The sequence below is a fragment of the Marinobacter sp. genome (genome assembly GCF_035268745.1).
GTDB lineage: Bacteria > Pseudomonadota > Gammaproteobacteria > Pseudomonadales > Oleiphilaceae > Marinobacter.
This window is the reverse complement of the sequence record NZ_DATFKH010000206.1, coordinates 1-20,651: the sequence shown is the minus strand read 5'-3', so window position 1 is coordinate 20,651 and position 20,651 is coordinate 1. Positions and strand designations below refer to the sequence as shown.

At 57.2% G+C, this 20,651-nt stretch carries 22 protein-coding genes; 12 read left to right on the top strand and 10 right to left on the bottom strand.

Annotation, left to right across the window (positions count from 1 at the left end):
• The first annotated feature begins 272 nt into the window (after nt 1-272).
• Both VJ956_RS13860 and VJ956_RS13855 read left to right on the top strand, forming a co-directional pair.
• The gene (locus tag VJ956_RS13860; RefSeq protein WP_324085632.1) at nt 273-407 is read left to right on the top strand and encodes a hypothetical protein; all 135 of its coding nucleotides are present in this window, start codon (nt 273-275) and stop codon (nt 405-407) included.
• A gap of 121 nt (nt 408-528) precedes the next feature.
• Nucleotides 529-780 (top strand): hypothetical protein, encoded by a 252-nt coding sequence (locus VJ956_RS13855; protein WP_324085631.1) that lies wholly within the window; start codon nt 529-531, stop codon nt 778-780.
• A 124-nt stretch (nt 781-904) separates the two neighbouring features.
• On the opposite strand, the gene VJ956_RS13850 is transcribed toward VJ956_RS13855, so the two are convergent.
• The 5 genes from VJ956_RS13850 to VJ956_RS13830 all read right to left on the bottom strand — a co-directional run bounded on the left by VJ956_RS13850 (nt 905) and on the right by VJ956_RS13830 (nt 4,534).
• Nucleotides 905-1,444, bottom strand: a complete 540-nt coding sequence (locus tag VJ956_RS13850) for a porin family protein (protein ID WP_324085630.1) — start codon at nt 1,442-1,444, stop codon at nt 905-907.
• 177 nt (nt 1,445-1,621) lie between these two features.
• Nucleotides 1,622-2,329, bottom strand: coding sequence for a transporter substrate-binding domain-containing protein (locus VJ956_RS13845; RefSeq protein WP_324085629.1), 708 nt, complete (start codon nt 2,327-2,329; stop codon nt 1,622-1,624).
• Nucleotides 2,330-2,532: 203 nt separating this feature from the next.
• Nucleotides 2,533-3,147, bottom strand: a complete 615-nt coding sequence (locus tag VJ956_RS13840; RefSeq protein WP_324085628.1) for a DUF2238 domain-containing protein — start codon at nt 3,145-3,147, stop codon at nt 2,533-2,535.
• Between the two features lie 99 nt (nt 3,148-3,246).
• Nucleotides 3,247-4,236 carry a c-type heme family protein gene (locus VJ956_RS13835; RefSeq protein WP_324085627.1) on the bottom strand — a complete coding sequence of 330 codons (990 nt, stop codon included), beginning with the start codon at nt 4,234-4,236 and terminating at the stop codon, nt 3,247-3,249.
• Nucleotides 4,237-4,258: 22 nt separating this feature from the next.
• Nucleotides 4,259-4,534 carry a hypothetical protein gene (locus tag VJ956_RS13830; RefSeq protein WP_324085626.1) on the bottom strand — a complete coding sequence of 92 codons (276 nt, stop codon included), beginning with the start codon at nt 4,532-4,534 and terminating at the stop codon, nt 4,259-4,261.
• A 914-nt stretch (nt 4,535-5,448) separates the two neighbouring features.
• On the opposite strand from VJ956_RS13830, the gene VJ956_RS13825 reads away from it, so the two are divergent.
• From VJ956_RS13825 to VJ956_RS13815, 3 genes are all read left to right on the top strand, one after another.
• Nucleotides 5,449-5,994 (top strand): nucleoside 2-deoxyribosyltransferase, encoded by a 546-nt coding sequence (locus VJ956_RS13825; protein WP_324085625.1) that lies wholly within the window; start codon nt 5,449-5,451, stop codon nt 5,992-5,994.
• A 119-nt stretch (nt 5,995-6,113) separates the two neighbouring features.
• Nucleotides 6,114-6,788, top strand: coding sequence for a DUF4396 domain-containing protein (locus tag VJ956_RS13820; RefSeq protein WP_324085624.1), 675 nt, complete (start codon nt 6,114-6,116; stop codon nt 6,786-6,788).
• Nucleotides 6,789-6,903: 115 nt separating this feature from the next.
• Nucleotides 6,904-7,194: a DUF3175 domain-containing protein gene (locus VJ956_RS13815; protein ID WP_324085623.1), complete on the top strand. Its 291-nt coding sequence runs from the start codon at nt 6,904-6,906 to the stop codon at nt 7,192-7,194.
• 128 nt (nt 7,195-7,322) lie between these two features.
• Here the strand turns inward: VJ956_RS13815 and VJ956_RS13810 are convergent, their stop codons facing one another.
• The 3 genes from VJ956_RS13810 to VJ956_RS13800 all read right to left on the bottom strand — a co-directional run bounded on the left by VJ956_RS13810 (nt 7,323) and on the right by VJ956_RS13800 (nt 10,173).
• Nucleotides 7,323-8,111 (bottom strand): transglutaminase family protein, encoded by a 789-nt coding sequence (locus VJ956_RS13810; protein WP_324085622.1) that lies wholly within the window; start codon nt 8,109-8,111, stop codon nt 7,323-7,325.
• 67 nt (nt 8,112-8,178) lie between these two features.
• Nucleotides 8,179-9,486, bottom strand: coding sequence for an erythromycin esterase family protein (locus VJ956_RS13805; protein ID WP_324085621.1), 1,308 nt, complete (start codon nt 9,484-9,486; stop codon nt 8,179-8,181).
• A gap of 12 nt (nt 9,487-9,498) precedes the next feature.
• Nucleotides 9,499-10,173, bottom strand: a complete 675-nt coding sequence (locus VJ956_RS13800) for a protein-L-isoaspartate(D-aspartate) O-methyltransferase (protein ID WP_324085620.1) — start codon at nt 10,171-10,173, stop codon at nt 9,499-9,501.
• Nucleotides 10,174-10,426: 253 nt separating this feature from the next.
• Between VJ956_RS13800 and VJ956_RS13795 the strand changes: the two genes are divergently transcribed.
• From VJ956_RS13795 to VJ956_RS13765, 7 genes are all read left to right on the top strand, one after another.
• The gene (locus VJ956_RS13795) at nt 10,427-11,053 is read left to right on the top strand and encodes an START domain-containing protein (protein ID WP_324085619.1); all 627 of its coding nucleotides are present in this window, start codon (nt 10,427-10,429) and stop codon (nt 11,051-11,053) included.
• 12 nt (nt 11,054-11,065) lie between these two features.
• Nucleotides 11,066-12,610 (top strand): hypothetical protein, encoded by a 1,545-nt coding sequence (locus VJ956_RS13790; RefSeq protein WP_324085618.1) that lies wholly within the window; start codon nt 11,066-11,068, stop codon nt 12,608-12,610.
• 291 nt (nt 12,611-12,901) lie between these two features.
• Entirely contained in the window at nt 12,902-14,797 is a 1,896-nt protein-coding gene (locus tag VJ956_RS13785; protein ID WP_324085617.1) for a hypothetical protein, read from the top strand.
• A 147-nt stretch (nt 14,798-14,944) separates the two neighbouring features.
• Nucleotides 14,945-16,183, top strand: a complete 1,239-nt coding sequence (locus tag VJ956_RS13780) for a Glu/Leu/Phe/Val dehydrogenase (RefSeq protein ID WP_324085616.1) — start codon at nt 14,945-14,947, stop codon at nt 16,181-16,183.
• A gap of 108 nt (nt 16,184-16,291) precedes the next feature.
• A complete protein-coding gene (locus tag VJ956_RS13775; RefSeq protein WP_324085615.1) occupies nt 16,292-17,059 on the top strand; it encodes an SDR family oxidoreductase in 768 nt (255 codons plus the stop codon).
• A 345-nt stretch (nt 17,060-17,404) separates the two neighbouring features.
• Nucleotides 17,405-18,205 (top strand): SAM-dependent methyltransferase, encoded by an 801-nt coding sequence (locus VJ956_RS13770; protein WP_324085614.1) that lies wholly within the window; start codon nt 17,405-17,407, stop codon nt 18,203-18,205.
• A 30-nt stretch (nt 18,206-18,235) separates the two neighbouring features.
• Nucleotides 18,236-19,255, top strand: a complete 1,020-nt coding sequence (locus VJ956_RS13765) for a hypothetical protein (RefSeq protein ID WP_324085613.1) — start codon at nt 18,236-18,238, stop codon at nt 19,253-19,255.
• Between the two features lie 26 nt (nt 19,256-19,281).
• Here VJ956_RS13765 and VJ956_RS13760 read toward each other — a convergent pair whose 3' ends face one another.
• The gene (locus VJ956_RS13760) at nt 19,282-20,265 is read right to left on the bottom strand and encodes a ribose-phosphate pyrophosphokinase (RefSeq protein ID WP_324085612.1); all 984 of its coding nucleotides are present in this window, start codon (nt 20,263-20,265) and stop codon (nt 19,282-19,284) included.
• The gene (locus VJ956_RS13755; RefSeq protein WP_324085611.1) at nt 20,262-20,501 is read right to left on the bottom strand and encodes a hypothetical protein; all 240 of its coding nucleotides are present in this window, start codon (nt 20,499-20,501) and stop codon (nt 20,262-20,264) included. Before VJ956_RS13755 ends, VJ956_RS13760 begins: the two co-directional genes overlap by 4 nt.
• Between the last annotated feature and the right edge of the window lie 150 nt (nt 20,502-20,651).

Genomic DNA, 20,651 nt, shown 5'->3' with positions numbered 1-20,651 from the left:
GAAACGGCGCTCAAACAGCAGCGGAAAGAAGGTGATGGCGATGATCATTGAGGTCAGAAAAGCGGTAAACCATCTCTGACCCAGAATGGCCAGGACAGCTTCAGCCGCCAGTATCAACTGCAGAACAAGCGTAATCCTTTGGTGCGTTACGCGAATGCGCATGAAGGTCATGCTCTTTCTGTGGCAATGTCGTTCAGATTTTTCGACACTGCGAATTTAAAGAATTTGAAAATCAGGCTTATGCCACGTCCGGCGGTATGGACGCAACGATCATGACCCGCCTGAAACAGCTGGAGAATGAAAACCGCCGGCTCGAGAAGGTATACGTCGGGGAGCGCATCAGGGATGAGACCGGCAATCAGGCAATGGGAAATCAGATCAGAAATCCGGATTGCTCAGGATTATAGCTCCAGAGAGGGAAAGGCGTGAACCTTGAATCCCCGACAAAAACCCTAACCGTTTAATGAGGTACAGGCTTAAGCCATGAGTCGGACAGACGGCTTCTGGTATTTTTTTCAGGAGGCAAGAATGGAAGACCCTAAAACGGTAGTGAAAACAGAACCGCGCAAGAGCCTGCTTGTCCTTTTCATTATGGGGCTGCATGGCCTGATCATTGGCGGCATCATTACGTTCGTCAGTGCTGACGGCAACACCCAGATGGCCGACGGTGTGGGCTGGATCCTGATCTCGGTGGGCGTCCTTTGCATGCTCCTTTACGGATGGGCCCGGCGGCAGACACTGAACAGAAAACGGGAGCAAAAGCCCGGCGAAAAATACTGACCCGCCCTGACTTTCCGGCCGCATCGAACGCGGCCATGGCAAACGGTTTTAGCGCGGTTTTCGCATAATTCTGTCCATGGATTGCTCCCTTTCAACCGAAAACGGGGCTCGCGCCCCGTTATGTTCAGAAGTGAAAGGTCAGGCCCAGGCCGATGCCATCCGCGGTGGCATCGTCTGTGTCGACATAGCGCATGTATTCAACGTTACCGGATAACTCCTCGGTAATCGCCACGTTCACGCCCGCACCGAATGAAAGGTCGGTCTCGTCCTCCTTTATCGATGCACCGGGGCCGTCCAGCTCCAGTTCATAGCGGGTGAACCCGATAATCCCGTAGGGCGTCACCGGAGATTCATTAACCACATTGATGGTGGCGTATCCGCCAAAAAAACTGTTCACCGACAGGTCCGAGCCGGGACCTACATCTTCATCGGCAACACCAAAACCGGCACGGGCCTCAAGGCCGAAATAAGGGGTTACGTAACCCCCGACCTTCGCTGACAGAGTACCCAGATCAGCGTCATCGCTACCGACATCAATATTTACAAATGTGTAATTGCCCCCAGCGTAGAGGCTGCCACCGCCGGATTTGTACATATCGGCGGCTGCGGTCGCAGAAAGTGTGCCCAGGGTTGCTATCGCAATAAAAGCAGGAATCCTGTTCATGGTCTGTTCACTCCATCAGGTTAACGGATTGCAGGGCGATTGAGTCCCTGGCTTCACAAGATGACGCAGTGACTGCTTTAAAGCCATAGGCACTAACCCGGGTTTTCCTGAATGTAATCCCCGGGCTCGAAAAGCTTACAATGTCTTAATTGTCGGTGGCGGGAACAATGTTCTGCGTTATCGATAACTGTCGATCAGAGTGCTCAGTTGCGACTGGAACTCGGGATTCTGCATGGCCGCATCAACCTGATTGATCACCTCCTTCGCAGATGGAAACTTCCGCGAAACGCCAATGTGAAAAGGGATCAGGGAATTCGGAATAAAATCAACGTTGCGAACTTTCAGCTTGTTCGAGTAGCCAAGTTTTCGGGCCATGAATCGGGCGTCTTCAGCAGGCTGTATCAAAAAATCCCCGGCCTGTCGCAGCATAAGAAGATGCATCATCGAACTCACGTTCTGGCCCGGCACACGCTTCAGATAGCCGGGAATATTGTTCTCTTCCCATTTGGAGCCCTTCTCGACGATAACCGTCAGACTGGCCAGATCAGCAAAGCTGGTAGCCGACTCGATCAGGCCTTTATTGGGGTTTTCCGCCGAATAAACCAGGTGGCCATAGTCCTGGGTGAAAAGCGGTTTCGCTGAAAAGATTGCGTAGTCCTGCCGCTCCGTCGACGGATAGGTGAGAAGGCCATCGGTGAGGCCCAGCCTGACGTTGTGTTGCGCCCTCGACCAGGGCATCAACGCATTTTCCGGGGTATAGTCGGGGATAAAACTGAATGCCAGCTGCACCAGATCCGGGAACAGCCCGACAGCCCTGCCGTCCACTGAAAAACTGTAAGGCGGTGATGTTTCGCTGAACGCGAACGTCAGTTTGCTGCTTGCCATCGAGACACCGGGCAAAGCAAGCAACACAACGAGGAACGCGGGGCAAAACCGCGCCACAAACGCTTTTACAACATGCTTCTTCACCAGTGTTACCTCTGAGGAGCTCTGGGCCTTGCTGAACCGGTCATCACGGCACTGATCATCCTGAAAATATCGGCGACTCTGCGCTGACGACCAGCATCATGAGTCTGTCCCTTGGTTTCCTATCCGGTGGTATCCGGACCCTTATCCGCCAGCGAAGACAGTTGCACGTCGTGCCAGCGAGACAAAAACACCACCGCGCAGACAGCACCGATCAAAGCCATGAACATATCAGACTGGGTATCCCAGACGTACCCCTGGGTCCCGAGGAAAGCGTCCGCAGCCTCGTCCGACAGCAGCGCCACCCACCATTCGATCAGCTCATACAAGGCGCTGAAGGCCAGTGCAACGGACACAACAAACAATACCAGCCAACCACCGTCCACCACTTCGCGACGCACAAGAATTTCCCGCGTGATTAACGCCGGCACCAGGCCCTGGAAAAAATGGCCCAGTTTGTCGTAGTTGTTTCGCTCACTGCCAAACAGGCCGTCGAACAGCGGCACCTCGGCGTAGGTGTAGTGTCCGCCCACAAACAGGATGACACAGTGGGCCAGTATCAGTGTGTAAAGCAACGGGGTGAGCGGAAATCGCCTGTAAGTGGCTAATAGGAGCAGACCACCGACAATTCCGGGCGATACCTCAAGTAACCATGTCAATTGATCTTTCGGGTCAATGCCCGACCAGATCAGCACACTTCCAAAAACCAACGCCCAACAAAGAACCCAGGGATTCATCAGATGGCAAGCCCCCCGACAGGGCCGACCCCTGACAGCGTTACACCCATTCAAACGCAAAATCTGGAGAAAAATAGTCTGCAGCAGAACCAGACATTTTTACGGGTCCTTCTGTTTATTCTGCTGGTCCTGTTGTGCTTTCAGTGACTTCGCCACCCTGATGGCTTTCTGGGCGGTTTCACGAGCTTCTTTCAGCTTGCGCATCGAGAGGTTAAAGCTGGTTTTCATCCGCGAGGTGGCCAGTTTCAACTGGTCAATTTCGTTACGGCTGTTTCCCGGAATAGCAGCGACATCCAGATCGGCTTCCTGGCCCCTGGATATGTTGTCGGCCATATGCGTCAGTTCGTGCACCGGGCGGATAATGCTGCGCCGTACAAACCACAGAATCACCAGAATCGACAGAGCCATGGCGGCAATTCCGACAAAGCCAAACATCGAGACCGATCCGGCCAGAATGTTGCGTTGCGGAATGGTCACACTGATGATGCCAGCCAGATCCCCTTCCTCGAAGCCAAAGCCATTTTCACTGCCGTAACGGGTCAGTACATCCTGGGGCGCGCTGTCGGCACTGCCATGACAGTTGATGCAGGCAGCAGTGTGGAATACCGGTTTGGCATAACGATACTCACCACCGACGGTTTCAAAAAACTCAGGTAAACCACCCGACTGAATGTTGTTCAGGGCTCGTGACTCAAAGGCATCGGGGGTATTGGCCGGGTTCATCACGTTGAGCGACGTCATCCGGAACTTGGCCGGTGATTCCGAGGCCGCCACCGCCTCTGAAAATTCCCGCTGCGCCAGCGCCGGGTTTTTGGAATAGAAGGTCGTTGTCTGACCTGGGTTATTCACCGGTTGCACATCCATCCGCCCCAGAAAGCTGTCCTGGTCCTCACGCACCCAGATACGCCCATGCTGGGCCACCCAGCTGCCGAAGGCTTCAACATTGGCCACCACTGTCTGTGCCTGAGCACGCAGTTCCTGCAGATAAACATTTTTAAGCATTAAAAAGAAGGCGCCGCCATTCAGCGCCAGCACACAGACCAGCAACAATACAAACTGGGTGCTTATCGGTAAGCGTTTTCCGAACATGGGGCGGGTAACTCCTTGTTAATCAACGTCGTGGCAGGTTTGTGCCGGAGCCGGATGTGAAGCTGTAAACCACCTTGCTGGTGGCGTCAAGAAAAGCCTCTCTATCGCGCTCACTGTCGATATTGGCAGCCAGCGCGCTGATATAATGACGCGGCGCTGAGGGGCCTTTCCAGCCTTTACGACGCCCCAGCTTGCGGGCGTCTTCAATCAGTAATTCGCCAATCGGACCAACGATGGATTTGAATTCCTGGTCGATCAGCTCCAACAATCGTTGCGAACGGCTTCCCTGTGTTGCCATGATAAATATCGTATTGAGGTATTGTTACAGTCAAGGGAACGAAAAATATCAGATTTTGACCAAAGTGAAGTACAGGAAGAATAGACTGCCTGTTCTGATAAAACCAGTTTTACAAAAAAGAACGAATCACAACTGGACTTGTCACATTGCCACCCGCGGTGCGGCCAGGGAAAACAGATCTGTTCCGAGTTTCCCTTACCAGCAGTCTGACCCGACGTGAGCATCGTAAGGTGAGATAAGTGTTTGAAGTTTTGGCACCAACACTACTTCCATTAATGTTTGATAGCTCAGTCGAAAGGATTGTGAGAGCAGGGTCGGCTTACGCCGACAAGCTATCCCTCCCCGCCTCGAAGACGGGTTTCTCGCAAAACATCTTATGAATTACGAACACGCAATTGTAAAATTCAACGGAGACGTTGGTACCCTGCTCTGCAACGGCTGCGGCATCATTATCGCAGAGGGCACCAGGCACGAGGACCGTGAGCACTACTGTACACTGTGCATGAGCGGCAATTGCAAAGCAAAATTCAAAAAAGGAAACTAGTGTCCCGTTTGGTTAATTCGCTGATCTACTGAGCCCCTGAAAGTCTTGAGAGCAAGGCGCGGTGGCGAAGGTTTGGTGGTTCCAAATCGAGCCGACGCAACACCGCTCTCAAGGCTTTCAGGGGCTCCCGGAGGGCTTGTCGCTCGGGCCTCTGGACCTGTGTTGCCAGCCCTTGATGTAGAACCACTACACCTGCGAACTGGCGCCTCGGCCAGAGGCCCGAGCGTCAATGCAGTAGGTCAACGAATTAACCAGACGGGACACTGGTGTCCCGGTTTTTAGGTGCCCGACGCCCATGGATGTGAACCGCCAGGTTGCAGACCGTTGGCTGGATACTATCCGCCGGTTCTATCATTCCTGAGAGGCACCCATGGCAGAGCCGAAACGCATCTACCTCGCCGGCCCGGAGGTCTTCTTCCCGGCCGGGGAACACCAGGCCATCGTGGCCGAGAAAAAACGCCTGCTCCGGGAATACGGATTTGACGGTGTGGACCCGCTGGATACGGTGCTTACATTTTCAGGGGACGAAGCCAGACCTGACCGCGGCCACCGCATTTACCATGCCAACCGCGAACTGATGGACAGCTGCGAGGCCATCATCGCCAACCTGACACCCTTCCGCGGTATCAGCGCCGACCCGGGCACCGTGTTCGAAGTGGGCTACATGATCGGCCAGGGAAAACCCGCCTTCGGATTCACTCTGGAACGCCGGCACTACCATGGACGCGCTGGCGCAACCGATCTGGACCAACTGGGCCACACCATCGAGAACTTCGGGATGAGCGATAACCTGATGATTGAAGGTGGAATCCGCGACTCCGGTGGCCAGCTGTTCGTGGCAGACCAGCCGGGCGAGCACCGGTTTTTCTCGGCACAGCTGTTCCAGCTCTGCGTGCGGGCGCTTGCCCATACCTGAATCAGGGAAAACAGGTCTGTTTCGGTTTTCCAGCAACAAAGCAGCACTTGAAATAGCCCTATTGATGCATAACTCTGTTAAAGGCGACCATTTTCGGGCAAAAGAGCTTAGTAACTCTTATGATTGAGCAAGTACAGAGCCTTATCGACACCTGGACCGGGCTGGGCATATGGCTGGCGCTGGTGGCTCTCAGTCTGGCCTGGGTCATTTACGACCTGCGCACCAGAAACAGCCACATTGCGTCCATGATGCAGTGGGTCTGGGGGTTAACCGTCCTCTATTCCGGCCCGATTGGTGTGCTGATCTACCGCTACTCCGGACGCAAACAGATACCAACCGACAGCCTCGCCCGGAAGGGCTTCCGCTCCGTGGCTCACTGCTATTCCGGATGCGGCATTGGCGAGATCCTCGGCGTGATTATTTCGGTCGGGTTCTTTGCCATGGGCAATTTTTGGGCCGCGATTATCACTTTCACACTGGCCTACCTTTTCGGTTTTGCCTTCAACATCGGCCCGATGATGCAGAACGGAATGGCCTTCAAAGACGCGTTCAAAGGTGCGTTCCTGGCGGAAACCATCAGCATTGTGGTGATGGAATCGGTGGCCATCACCACGGACCTGTACCTGGGAGGGCAGTCAACCATGGGCGATGCGCTGTTCTGGTCATCGCTTTACGTGTCGCTGTCAATCGGGTTCTTTGCCGCCTGGCCCGCCAACCTGCTGCTGATCCGGTATGGCCTGAAAGGCGGCATGGGCGACCCGCGGGATGAGGAGCAGTCCGCCCACTGCCACTGACTTTTGCCCGAACGATCCGGCAAGGGCCGTCCAGAGGGCACAGCCAGAATCAAAGCCGCCTCGGCATGTCGGGGTCGCTTTGGCCCGGACCACGACGAAGGAGGCGGATAAAACGATGAGTCAATCTGAAGGCTGGTCGCAGAAGGTGAACGAATCCAGCGATGCACTGGATCTGGAAAACGGTGTATTCACCCTGGAAGACCCCAGAGAAATTGCCCGCTCTCTGAAAGCGTCTGCCGAGGACAGTAAGCGGCGAAAATCAGACCCTTACCGATCTGCTATGTCGATGCTGACGTTCTACATGAACCGGGCCGGAAAACAGCTTCCCGATGAGCAGAGAGCGCGCCTTGAGGCCGCTAAGGATGAACTGAGAGACCTTTTCGGAAAACCTCGCAAGCATCAATGACCGCATCGGGATTCGACAGATTCGCGGCGTGGCCGGCACCCGCCGACCGCCAGTTGATCTTTGAGTGCAGCGGGCATACTGGGGCCGCCTGCCGGAATCACTTCGCCGGTCTTTCCGGAAAACTGCCATCAGCAAGGCGCAGAGATCCGACCCAGAGTGACTTCCATATTGAGGATCTCGACCGGCTCCCCGAACTGGGTGTAGATGGCCACGTCTGCCGCGTCCCGGCCGTAGGCGACGACGATTCTTCCGCCCTTCATGCTGCTCTGGGTGGTATCAAACGCGTACCACCGTCCCCCGACATAAGCCTCGAACCAGGCATGCAGGTCCATCGGTTGCAGGTGTTCATAATAACCCACCACCAGGCGGGCCGGGATCGACAGCGCCCGACAACAGGCGATCCCCAGGTGCGCCATGTCACGGCAGACCGCCTGTGACCGCTGACTGACCTCCCAGGCACTGATAATCGACTGACCCGCCCCGGGAGTGTATTGGATGGTCCGGCGAATGTAATCGACAATCGCGCTACACTGATCGTACCCGGGCATTCGCCCTGCCACGATGGAAGACGCCAGCTGGGTGAAAAGATCCGACTCGCAATAACGACTGGGCAACAGGAACGGCAGGGTGTCTTCAGGCAGCTGCTGCACTTCGACAAAGGGGGCTCCCGGCGCCGTATCAGAGTCTTCGGCTGTTTGAACATCAAATGACGTCTGGACGGAGAAGTGTCCGGGCGGTGCCACCACCCGCTGGCACAGGTTGCCAAAAGGATCCGTAAACTCAACGGCCTGTACGCTGGGCTTTAACAGGTAATGGCCACGACCGATCCACTGTTGCCAGCCGCTGCGTGGCCGCAACATGAATATAAAGGGCGTCTCGACCCGGATGTCCAGGTCCAGCAAACAGGTGGCACGCATCCACATAGAAAAGCCTATATCGCTGTACGAATCAGTTGCGGGGCTTCATTCTACCACCTGCAGACGCTCACAGCCCGAAAGGATAGGTGTCAGGCACTCCGCGCAAAGTTTCGGTATTCAACGGCGTGACCGCCTCAGTGCGGTCGAACCAGATGTATTCGTCGAATTGCCTGGCCAGCTGTGCCATGAAGTAATGGCTCTGGCGCTCGGTTTCCGGGCGGTAGATCACGCCTATCGCGCGTTCTGGTCGGCTGTCGTGCAGACGCTTGTCCAGCGTATCGGAAGCCGGGTGTCGCAGTGGCAACCGGAATGCAGGCACCCCGCTTTCATGGCACAGCCGCTCCCAGCTGCCGGCGAGCGAAGGCCGAACCTGCTTGACCTCCATCGGATCGCCCCAGTCTGCAGCTGCGGCTACAGTGCCAGTGTGGGTGCCAAAGCCGATCAGATAGGCCTGGTCGCCGTAGGCTTCCCGACACAGCTGCCCGACATTGTGTTGTCCGCGGGCAAGCATATCGGTAGCGCGAGCGTTGCCAACGTGAGAATTATGCTCCCAGACCACGACTTTGCTGTTCTCTCCACCGTGGGCCAGAAGTGCTTCGAGCGTATCGAACATGTGTTGGTCGCGCAAATTCCAGGAATCGCTATAGCCACTGTACATACTGCGGTAATAACGCTCCGCATTGGCGATAAGACGGGCATTCTGGACCGCGTCCATAAACCGGGAGCCATCCTGTGCCGCGTATTTCAGGCGTTTGTCGAGCAGGTCGGTGAGCATGTTCACCACATCCGGTTCACACTCGCGGTGGCGTCCGGTCAGCGTGGCCCGGCCATAGGTGGCCGGGTCCGACTGGAACGGCGCCAGGCAACTGTAACGCTCCCGCGCAATGGCTGCTGTCTCCTGATCCACCTCTTCAAGGTACTCGAGCACCGCGTCGATGGAGGTAAACAGGCTGTATAAATCCAGGCCATAGAAACCCGCGCGCCGTTTCGGATCACTGATACCGGCGTTGTGTTCGCGGAGCCAGTCAACAAATTCGCGCACCTCCTGGTTACGCCACATCCAGGTCGGGAACCGGGTAAAGGCCGTCCATTCAGCGGCGGGTGTCTGCCTGTGACGAACGTAGTGATCAATCCGGCCGGCATCCGGCCAGTCGGCCTCAACCGCCACAGAATCAAAGCCTTTGCTTTCAATCAGCGCCCGGGTTATCCGGGCCCGATACCGGTAAAACTCCGACGTGCCATGGGAGGCTTCGCCAATCAGCACAATACGGGAGTCACCGATCCGTTCGAGCAACGGGTCAATATTGTCTGACTCGATATTGTCAATGGGTTCGGCAACCCGTGCAATCAGCTCGCTGGTAGAGGTATCTTGCATAGCGGCGCTCCATTATCTTCGCTGCCAGCCGGCCTCACCCACCAGGGGCACGAACCGGACCCGCGACAGTTGCTCTTCATGAAATTCATCTTCAGACACCCGGGTGATGCGCACCAATGCCTGTTCAGTTTCCCGGTCGCCGACCGGAATGACCAGACGTCCGCCAACCGCCAGTTGGTCTTTGAGTGCGCGGGGCACACTGGGGCCGCCCGCCGTTACCACAATGCCATCGTAAGGCGCGCCCTCCGGCCAACCGAGGGTGCCGTCAGCCTGAACCACTTCGACGTTGTCATAGCCGAGCTCGTGCAGGATCTTGCGGGCACGGTCCGCCAGCGATTTGTGGCGTTCCACGGTAACCACCCGGTTGGCGATTTCAGCCAGAACGGCAGCGGCGTAACCTGAGCCAGTGCCAATTTCCAGAACGCTTCCACCACCGGTAAGCTGCATCGCTGCCGTCATGTAGGCAACGATATAGGGCTGGGAAATCGTCTGTTTCTCGGAAATCGGCAACGGCCTGTCTTCATAGGCCTGTGCCCTCATTTCCGGCGCAAGAAAACGCTCGCGGGGCACGCAGCGCATGGCACTCAATACTTGCGGATTATCGATGCCACGACCGGCGATTTGCAGATCGACCATGGCCTGGCGCCTGTCTTCATAGCGCGCTTGCCATTCAGGATCGGAAGTCATCACTGTTCTCCCTTGCCAGATACGGGAAGCCCGGCTTCCCGGGAGTTAAATCACGAACCCTCAATACTGATTTTCAGTGCCAAAGTACCACCGGCCGGAAAACCGGGCCACCCCCCTGGCCAGATTTGACAATAACTCTGCCAAAGGTGTTAGCTTGAAAAACGATGCAGATGAAAGGCTTTTTCTGAGCAGCGCGGGGCGACGATCAGTGGCTTTCACCGAAATGGCGATTCGGTCCGATAATGGAGCCGCGATGTTTTACGGAAACCTTTTCAGGGCCATGGCCCCTGTTTTGCTGGCGATACCGGCGTTCGGTTTGTCGGATTATGCGGTGGCGGTGGAAGTCGAACGTGTAGCCCGCCAGGGGCCGGACGAGATCCACGCCACAGTGTTGGTGTCGGCACCGGTAAGACAGGTACTGACCGTCCTCGAAGAACCCTGCCATCTGCGACGATGGGTGCCGAAACTGCAATCGTTGAAAATCCTGGCAAGGCCGCAGGAGAACCAGACCCTGGTATATATGGCGACGGACTCGGCCTGGCCCATGTCGCCCCGTGACAGTGTCACCCTGTTTACCCGTCACCAGGGCCCGCCAATAACCCTGGAAATGGAGTCCCGGCCGAACGCTGTGCCTGAAAAGGCCGGCTACCAGAGAATTCCGTTCAGCGAGGGACGCTGGACGCTGCACACCGAACTTTCCGGGGCCACCCGTGTCGACTACTTACAGCGTGTCGAACCGGGTGGGCAAATGCCCCAGTGGTTGTCAGATCGCCTTGGCATGACCCACGCGGCCGAACTGCTGGGCGCTCTGCAGGACTATGCCGGCGCCACTGATACCAGCGACTGCAGCGGTGATCGCCACAATTCAAGCGTTCAATAGAGTTCCCGAGCCATGCCGGATAGCTTTCGTAACCATTGCTTCAGGATAGCAGCGACTCTGTCACTGGCGGTATTGGCAGGCTGTTCCAGTATCAATGTCGCCACTGTCGACCAGGGATCGATGCGAAATAGCCAGGCATTGATCCAGCAGGACATCGCTGATTGCCTGGCCGGATACGATGCCCTGGAAACAACGGCAGGGGAACTCGGCATTGTGGATGCCCGGCATCAGCGGGTGCAGGGCTTCCCCCACTTGCGCACCTCACGGTTCCTGGCAAGTTTCGATTCGGGTGAGCTGTCTGAAGGCGCATACCTGCGCTGGTTGATGCGTCAGAATGACAACGCCGTTGAAGGCCTGCTGATGGAATGGAAGCGGCTGCCAGCGGCAAACAAAAGGCGGCTCAGCCAGCACTGGCCGGGCACCCAAGCAGCCGTGGAGCGCGCACTGGATGATTGTGGTGAGGCACTTGTAGAACGTCAGGCTGCGCTACCCCGATTAACCGGCGTAGCTCCGGATGATCACTATCAGACCTGGAAACGCTGGCTTGGCATTTATCCTTTGACGGCTATACCGTTCTATATGGGTGTGGTTAACGAGCACGAGTACTTTCAGGAAAAACAGCGCGAGTTTGCCAGTGCCAGCCCCGGAAAATTCGGGCAGTGGACCCATTATGACCGGCAGGGGCCTTCCCCCGAACCTGGTGAGGCACTGGCGCTACTTGGCCGGCAGGAACCTGATGCGCTGGGCATACCGATGCTGGCTCCAGCGGCAGAGCAGCAATTGCTTGACGCCTTCATGCCAGCGATAGCGGTCAGACACACGGGTAATGGCCTGGCTGCCAATGACCGCCCACTGCGGCTCATGGCCGACGCCTCCGGAGCCATTATCCGGGATATCAACCAGCCCACAATCTATACTCATATCAGCTTCGGGCGCTATCAGGAACAGATAACGGTACAACTGAATTACAGTTTCTGGTTTAAAGAACGCAGGCCTGGCCAGCCACTGGACCTGCTCGCGGGCCAGTTCGATGGTCTCACCTGGCGTGTTCACCTGGCGTCTTCGGGCACAGTTCTGGGCTATGACCAGATGCATCAATGTGGCTGCTGGTATCAGTTTTTCCCCGCCAGCGGTTTCAGCCCTCAGCCAACGTTGCCGGTTACCCAGGAGCCATTCAATATCGGGCGAACGCTCCATCCGGAACAGCCATTTACCCTGTGGCTGGAATCCAACACTCATCATCTGCTGGGGGTGTTGCCCGCTGAAACGCCGGAGTCCGCAAAACCTCTCGAAGTATTGCCGTACGCGGAATTAAGAGCTCTTGCCGGCCCCGACGGCCAATATCACAGCCCGTTCAACGCCCAGGGGCTGATCCCTGAGTCCGAGCGGCCGGAACGCTTCGTATTCTGGCCCATGGGCATTCCAAGCCCTGGCGCCATGCGCATCCACGGCACCCATGCCATTGCATTCATCGGTCAGCGCCACTTTGATGCCCCCCGGATACTTGATGAGCTGGGGCTGGTGTCGGAATCACCACAATCGGCGCAATTGCCCTGAAAGCGTGGCTTTCGTTTTGCCAGGAATTTCTCGTACTGGTGTTCTGGCGTACATTCGGGAAAATGAATCTGGTCCGGTTTCGATGTGGGTGTCCCTTTATCTGCACCCGCGGTAGTGACGTCAAATTCAAGAAGTGCTGTGGCTGACCAAAGCCGGGGCCCAGGGGGCAGTTCAACCTGCCGGAGTGTCACCGCGTCTAAGGGATTACCGTGCTTTCGCCCCGGAGATCTGGCTCCGGTCCCGTGAAGGGTTTAGTGTGCGCTGCCAACAGCATTGAAGCCTAGGTAATTTATGATCAGCCGCTTTCTACCCCGCAGGTTTCGGCCCGGCAGACAACCGCTGGATGAAGGCGGCGGTTCCCAGGTTAACCTGGAGCGGGTCGGGCGCAGCCGCATTGACGACATGGCCGCCAGCACCCGAAAAGTTCCCTGGACCCTGACCTTGCTGCAACTGCTTTGGACCGCTGGCCCGGTCACTTTCCTGGCGATGCAGGGAGGATCCTACCTGGGTTATGGCGAGCCCGCCTCGGTTGCCACCTATATTTTCTTTGCCATCTACGTGGTTCTGGCCGCCACCATAGGCCTGATTGCCCGTGTCGCCGCCGACGCCATACGCGGCAACCGCCAGGCCAGGGCCAGGGCCAATATCACCCGCACCCTGGATATGGCTCCGGATCTGATGTTCACCCTGCGTGATCTGCATCTGGCCACACTGCCGGACGACCAGCGCCAGCGGGAAGCCGCCTTTATCCTTCTGGGCAAGCTGGACGTGGGCTCCAGCAGCATTGCCATGGCGGTGGAGGATCTGACCGGCGACCGGGAATTGGCGGAAATTGCCCAGCGTATCGAGATTTACCGCCGGGCCGGCATGCACAGCCGGGTGGAAGACTGGGTCAGGCACAGCGCAGCGCGACGGGAACTTGCCATTGCCGCTTTCCGGGGCAGCTCGCCTTTGGTATTCCAGGCTCTGGAACAGCGCCTGCAGGGGATCGCGCCATCTCAGGAGACGGGCATTCCCCGGAATCGTAACTTTATTGCCCGGATCTTTACCGCCGCCCACTATGACGATCTGTCTCTCATGTCCCTGACGGACGTGGAAGAGCTGCTGCTGTTGACATTTGAGCTGCTCAGTGACCGCCGTATCACCCGGCTGACCATCGACTATGCGGGAGACTGGAAACTGGCCCGGGTTCTGGATCAGATGGAACGCACCCAGAACGAATACCGACAGGTACGGGCCTCGGCGCAACAGCGCCTGCACGATTTTAACTCGCTGTTGACCGAAACCGGTCTTCTCTCCCTTGCCCCGGACACTGCGGGCATGAGCCCGGATCAGCGCCTGGCCCAGGCCAATGCCGAGCTGGGACAGCGGCTGGCAGAGTCAACCGGGCGCCACTCAGCTCTTGCCAGGGATGCGGTCACCCGGGAAGCACTCCGCCGGGCATTGCGCTACGCCAAGCTGACACGCCAGGCCATTGATCGCCTTCAGGAAAGCTATCGTGCCAAAGTCCGGGCCCTGAAGGTCTGGGAGCGACTGCGTCGGCGCCAGTTGCCCGCTACCGCTGCCGGCAACGGCACCCAACGACGCCAGGGCTTGCTGATTCGGGAGAGCACCATCGCCCTGGAAGACGACCAGAAGCTGGCCCTTACGGAGGGCTTCTGCCGGTACCTGGATGAAATGCAGATCACCAAGGGCAGTCAGGGCATCCTGCAGCGGGGCGAGCCTCTGCGGGTGGACAAGGCCAAGCGCCTGGGTATTCATCTGGCGCTGATTCTGGAACCACTGGTGGAACTGGCGAATCCGGCTGTCCAGCGAGCGATTGACAGCAGCAATGGTATTTTCCTGGAGGGCCTGGAAACCGGCTTCAGTGCCGATGCCAAAGTCGGTCTTGGAACCGCTTCCGCCAAGGAGATACAGGAAAACCTGGGGCCTGCAGCGGAGCTGATCGCCACCCGGCTGACCCAGCTTTATCATCTGCCGCTCACCGAATCCATGATCAATTTCCTCTGCAACAACTACAGCGCCGATCGCCAGCGACTGGAATACCTGGGCACCTCGGCCAGGCACACCCGGCAACTGGGGGACGTCACTGCCAGTCCGGCCGACCCGCCTCATGCCGACCTCTATGAGCAATGGCGCCAACCTGTGCGCCGCATCGAGCGGGTGCTGGGGCGACTGCTGCGATGACTTTCCTGTCTAGTACATTGGGGTCAGACCCCATGTCATTTTGCAGCATCAAATGTACTGGGGTCTGACCCCACTGATTTGCAGCCGCAGACATAATCTACCAACCTTTAACTGATCGATCAGCACAGCCACAGGGGAGAAACCACCTTGGATGACTTCTTTGATCAAAGCACCCGCCTGATGCACCAGGCGGCAGAGATCGGCAAGATCAATCCGGACGTAGTCGAACTGCTGTCCGCCCCTGGCCGGGCCATCAGCTTTCGCATCCCGCTAAAAATGGATGATGGCAGCAGTCGTGTGTTCGACGCCCACCGTGTCTGCCATACAGATGCCCTCGGCCCTACCCGGGATGGCACCCGCATCTCACCGGATCTCAACTTCGACGAGTGCAAGGCGCTGGCTCTGGTAATGTCGATCAAGCATGCCGCAGGGCGAATTCCCGCTGGCGGTGGCAAGGGTGGCATTGCCGCTGATCCCCGCAAGCTCAGTAACCACGAATTCGAACGGCTGTGTCGAGCCTATATCCGCTATTTAAGGCCCTCCGGCCCCGATTGTGATGTCCCCGGCGCTGACGTAGGCACCGACATGCAAAGCATGGCCTGGATGCTCGATGAGTACGAGCAGATCACCGGCCATCACTCACCAACGGCGGTGAACGACAAGCCACCGATTCTGGGTGGTACCCTGGGCGGTTACGAGGCCACAGGTCTCGGGGTTTTCGACGTCTTTCAGGCAGCCGCCGAGCAGATTGATTTCAAGCTCGAGGGTGCCCGCGTCGCGATTCAAGGCTTCGGACAGGTGGGCTCAGTCGCTGCCCAGGCGTTTCAGGAAGCAGGCTGCAAGGTCATTGCCATTCGCGAAATCGACAGTGGCGTCTACGCCGAGGAAGGCCTGAACATTGATGAACTGCTGAAACACCGGGAGAAAGAAGGCAGCCTGCGAAACTTCCCAAACACCCGGCCGATCACCAACAAGGAGCTGTTTGCCTGTGACTGCGATGTGCTTGTGCCAGCAGCATTGCAGGGAGTGATTACCAAAGAAGTCGCAGAACAGGTGAAGGCTGGAATACTCGTTGAAGCCGCCAACGGCCCCACTACCCTGGAAGCGGATGAACTCCTGCTGAATCGCGGCGTCACCATCGTACCGGATGTCCTGGCGAACGCCGGCAGTGTTCATCTTTGCCAGATGGAACGGACCCAGGGCCTCAGCGACGACTATTGGGGTTCGGAAACCATCAGTCAGCAACGTCGACAACGTCTGGTTAACAGTTTCCAACAGGCCACCGAGTGCGCCGAACGCCACCAGCTTAAATCGATTCGCCTGGGGGCCTGGATCAATGCGCTCAAGCGAATTGAAGAAGCCGTTCTGGCCAGGGGCTGGTGCTAACAGGGAAGCGGGGCAGACTTATTTTGGGGGGTCAGACCCCATGTCATTTTGCAGCACCAAATGCACGGGGGTCTGACCCCATTTCCTGATCAAAAGGAGCCAGGACACATGGCACAGCAAGCCCCGGTCATACTCATAACAGGCGGCGCCCAGGGCATCGGCAAGGGTATTGCCGCGCATTTTCTGGACAAGAACTGGCGCGTGGTGATCCTCGACCAGAACGCAGAGGCAATCAGCGCATGCCGACAGGATTTCGGCGATCCGGACAACCTGCTACTGATCACCATGGATGTATCCCGCGAGCCGGAAGTAGCCTCGGCCGTGGAGGAGGCCGCGCGATGGGGCGAGGGGCTGGACGCTCTGGTCAATAATGCGGGGCTCGCAGATCCGGACACCGGCCCCATCGAGACGCTTGAACTGGATCAGTGGCAACGGCGAATCGACGTCAACCTGACCGGCGCCTTTTTAATGGTAAAGCACACGGTACCGCACCTGCGCCAACGCCGGGGCAGCATCGTCAACATGGCCTCTACCCGCGCCCTGCAGTCTGAGCCCCACAGCGAGGCCTATGCGGCAACCAAGGGCGGGCTGATCGCCCTGACCCATGCGCTGGCGGTGAGCCTGGGGCCCGATGTGCGGGCCAACAGTATCAGCCCGGGCTGGATAGATGTCCGTGCCTGGCAGGCTGATGCACCCTCGGAGCCAGAGCCTCTGGCTGCCGCTGATCACCAGCAGCATCCCAGTGGGCGTGTCGGCAAACCCGCGGATGTGGCGGCTATGGTGGCCTACCTGGTCTCGCCGGAGGCCGGCTTCGTGACCGGCCAGAACTTCGTGATCGACGGCGGCATGACCCGCAAGATGATTTACGAGGACTAGGCCGCAGGGCTCCCGTCAGAACGCAGACAAATTTCTGGATGCTATCCGGCAGTTCTATCAACCTTGAGAAATAAATCTGTCCCGGCTTTCACACCTTTCCGGTTTCGAAAAACACCTCAAGCTAGGGTATTGTTCCAGATACCGCATCAAAGCGGTTTCAGAAGGCAATCAGGTGTCATTGTCATTGGCAATGAGTGAAACAACCGGGGATAGAACAGCATCAGCGCCGTCGCCCGCAAAGAAGGGCTTCAGTGGCTTGCATGTCTTTGGCATTGTCCTGCTCACCATCGTTGCCACCGTCGGCGTTGGACGGCGAGGATCCGCAATACAAAAAGGGAAGAATCCATGAGCAAAAATATCGATCTTTACAGTAGCTCGTACAGCAATTACTCACTTGAAACCTACAGCGAGATCCGGCTGGAGACCTATGGCGAGGACTATGGGCAAACCAGTTGGGCTTCGACTGCAGAATCCCACGAGATACCCGAGTTACTCCAGTTGACCTCTGATTCCTCGGTCCTGGACATAGGGTGTGGATCCGGGGGCTACGCTGTAGGCCTGGCAAAACGTATAGGCTGTCGGGTTACAGGGTTCGAGATAAATGCGTCGGGCGTGAAAACAGCGACTGCTCTGGCCGACAAAGAGAAGGTCACCGACCTCGTGAAATTCGAGCAACACGATGCGTCCAGAGAATTACCCTATGAAAATAATTCCTTTGACGCCATCTATTCCACCGATGTCCTGTGTCATGTCCCTGGTCGAAGAGACGTTCTCGCCAACACCCAAAGGTTGCTCAAATCCGGTGGCAGATTCGTTTTCAGTGACGCTCTGGTTATTGGCGGACTGATTTCACATGAAGAGCTTGAGAAGCGATGCCCGGACGGCCTGTATTTTTTCAGCCCCCCGGGTATCAATGAGCAATTGATACAGGAATCCGGTCTCAAGCTGGTTGAGGCTCGTGATACCACGGAGAACAGTGCGCTGTTGTCAAAACGCTGGCACGATGCGCGGGAAAAACGGAAAGACGCACTGATAGAATGTGAAGGTAAGGAAAATTTTCTGGGGGTGCAGCAATTTTTACAATGCGTTCATACCTTGACTTCCGAAAGGCGTTTGTTGCGTTTTTTGTACACCTGTTCGAAATAGAGAACGGAAACCTGGCATGGTCCGATAACCGTGGCTGATAGCTCCCGTTTACCCCAGATCTCGAAAAAAGTAGCGTTCCTGTCGAATGCTGCTTCCTATCCGGTCGCGGCCGATAAGGTAGAAGTACTCGAAACCCACATGTCATGGGTCTTTCTCGTTGGCCCGCGGGTTTACAAGCTCAAGAAGCCGTTGGCTCGCCAACTGTTCGATTTCACCTCGGTGGATAACCGCTACCAGAACTGCGTCGAGGAGGTTCGTCTCAACACCCGACTGGGTGGTGATACCTATATCGGTGTCGAGCAGCTGAGCGTTGAGCCAGGCGGAAGGCTGGTTTTGGGAGGGGGAGGGGTTACCGTGGACTGGTTGGTGGTTATGCGCCGCCTGCCAGAGGCGTCGATGCTGGAAGCGCAGATTGAATCCGGAACTCTGGCATACTGGCGAATCACGGCGGCTGCCGAGTTGCTTGCCCGCTTTTATCTCAATAACGAAAGCATAAAGCTGTCAGGGGAGCACTACTTGCAGCGGTTGCGCGACGGTATAAGAGACAACCACCGCCAGTTGCTTGACTATTCCCTTCCCGGGAACCGGGTCAAACCGGTCTGTGATCAGCAAATGACCCTGCTCGAAAACAATTCAGTGCGCCTTGCTGATCGCGCAACGGCCGGCCGGCTTGTAGAGGCCCATGGCGACTTGCGGCCGGAGCATGTCTGCCTGACGGATCCACCCGTGGTGATCGACTGCCTGGAGTTCAACCGCGACCTGCGAATCCGGGATTCAGCGGATGAATTGTCCTTTCTGGCAATGGAGTGCGAAAAGCTTGGGGACGAAAAAGTGGGCAAGATTCTGTTCGATGTCTACGGGCAGGTCACCGGAGATGAGCCGGAAGCCTCCCTCATCGCATTCTACAAGGCTTACCGAGCCACAGAACGGGCCAGGCTCGCCATCTGGCACCTGGATGACGACTACCAGGAGAGACGGGGCCCCTGGCGACAAAAGGCACTGGATTACCTGACCATAGCGTTTGACCATGGCAAAAGTTTTGCTGGCTGACGCGTGCATGCCCGGGAAATCCGGACTCAGGACTCCAGATCTGTCACGTCGCTTCCCTGGTGCAAAGCAATAATCGTATCGGCGATAACGGCAGTGATATCGACCTGCGCGACCTTGGTCTTCAGCAGTGTTGACGGCAGTTCCGGAGGAACCGTATTGCCAAGAATCACCCTCGACAGTGCCGGCGAAGCCAGTTTGTCTCCGGCATCGCGGGAGAAAACACCGTGAGTGGCGATGGCGATCGACTCTTCGGCGCCCTGATCCCTGAATGCCTCCGCGGCCCGCTGCATTGTGCCGCCTCCTGCGACCATGTCATCCAGAATCAGCACCGTGCGGTTACGCACATCGCCAACCACAGCAGATCCGCTCAGTTCGCCGCCGCTGCGGTGCTTTTCCATAAAAGCGCTGCTGACGGGTCGCTCCAGCCGCTTCTCCAATGACTCGCGGAACAGTTCCGCACGCTTGATGCCCCCCACGTCCGGGGAAGCGACGGTGACTTCCCTGTCCCTGAGTTGGGGCAGGAGGAAATCAATGAAGGCTTCCCTGGCACTCAGATGCACCGTGGGGCAGCGAAAGGCATTCTCGAAAGCGGCGCGGTTGTGGACGTCCACTGTCACCATGGTATCGATCCCCATAGCCTCGAAGAGCTGAGCCAGGTAGCGCGTGGTGACCGGATCACGGGACTTGGTTCTGCGGTCCTTGCGGGAGTAGCACAGGTAGGGCACGACGGCGGTGATCCGGGCTGCGCCATTGTCCCGGAGGCTGGCCAGTAAAAACAGCAGGCGCGCCAGCTTGTCGTTGATGCTCAGACCATCGCTGCCGTAAAGCGACTGAACCACGAACACATCGCGGTTACGAACCGTCTCCAGCGGGCGAATCTTGTGCTCCCCATCCTCGAAATCCCGCTCTTCATGCTCCCCCAGGGGGATCCCCAGATGGGCTGCCACTTGCGCAGCGAAATCGCTGCCGCTGTCCAGGCAAAAGAGCGCTATCCGGTCATCGAGCTTCATGGTTGGGCTCCAGTCAGGTGATCTTTAAACCAGTCTGCGGCGGCTTCCTGGACGATATCAAGCTTGCCGGGCTCTTCGAACAGGTGGCTTGCTCCGGGCACGATTTTGAACCCGTGATGACAGTCCAACTTTGCAGCCGCCAGCACTACCAGGTGTTCACGCTCACGATAGTCTTCGAGTGCATGGACCAGTTCCCGGCCAGCAGTTTCACGATCCTGTATGGGCAATTTCATCATGTAAGTCCGTTGGTTGTGACTGAATTCATAAGCTCCTGTTCCTAACTCTAGTAGATGTGGGAAAACCGGGACAGATCTATTTTCCTAGTGGAAACATTCGACGCCGACCCCTGCGATGCGCTCCAATAGCCCATTCGCCAACAACCCGAG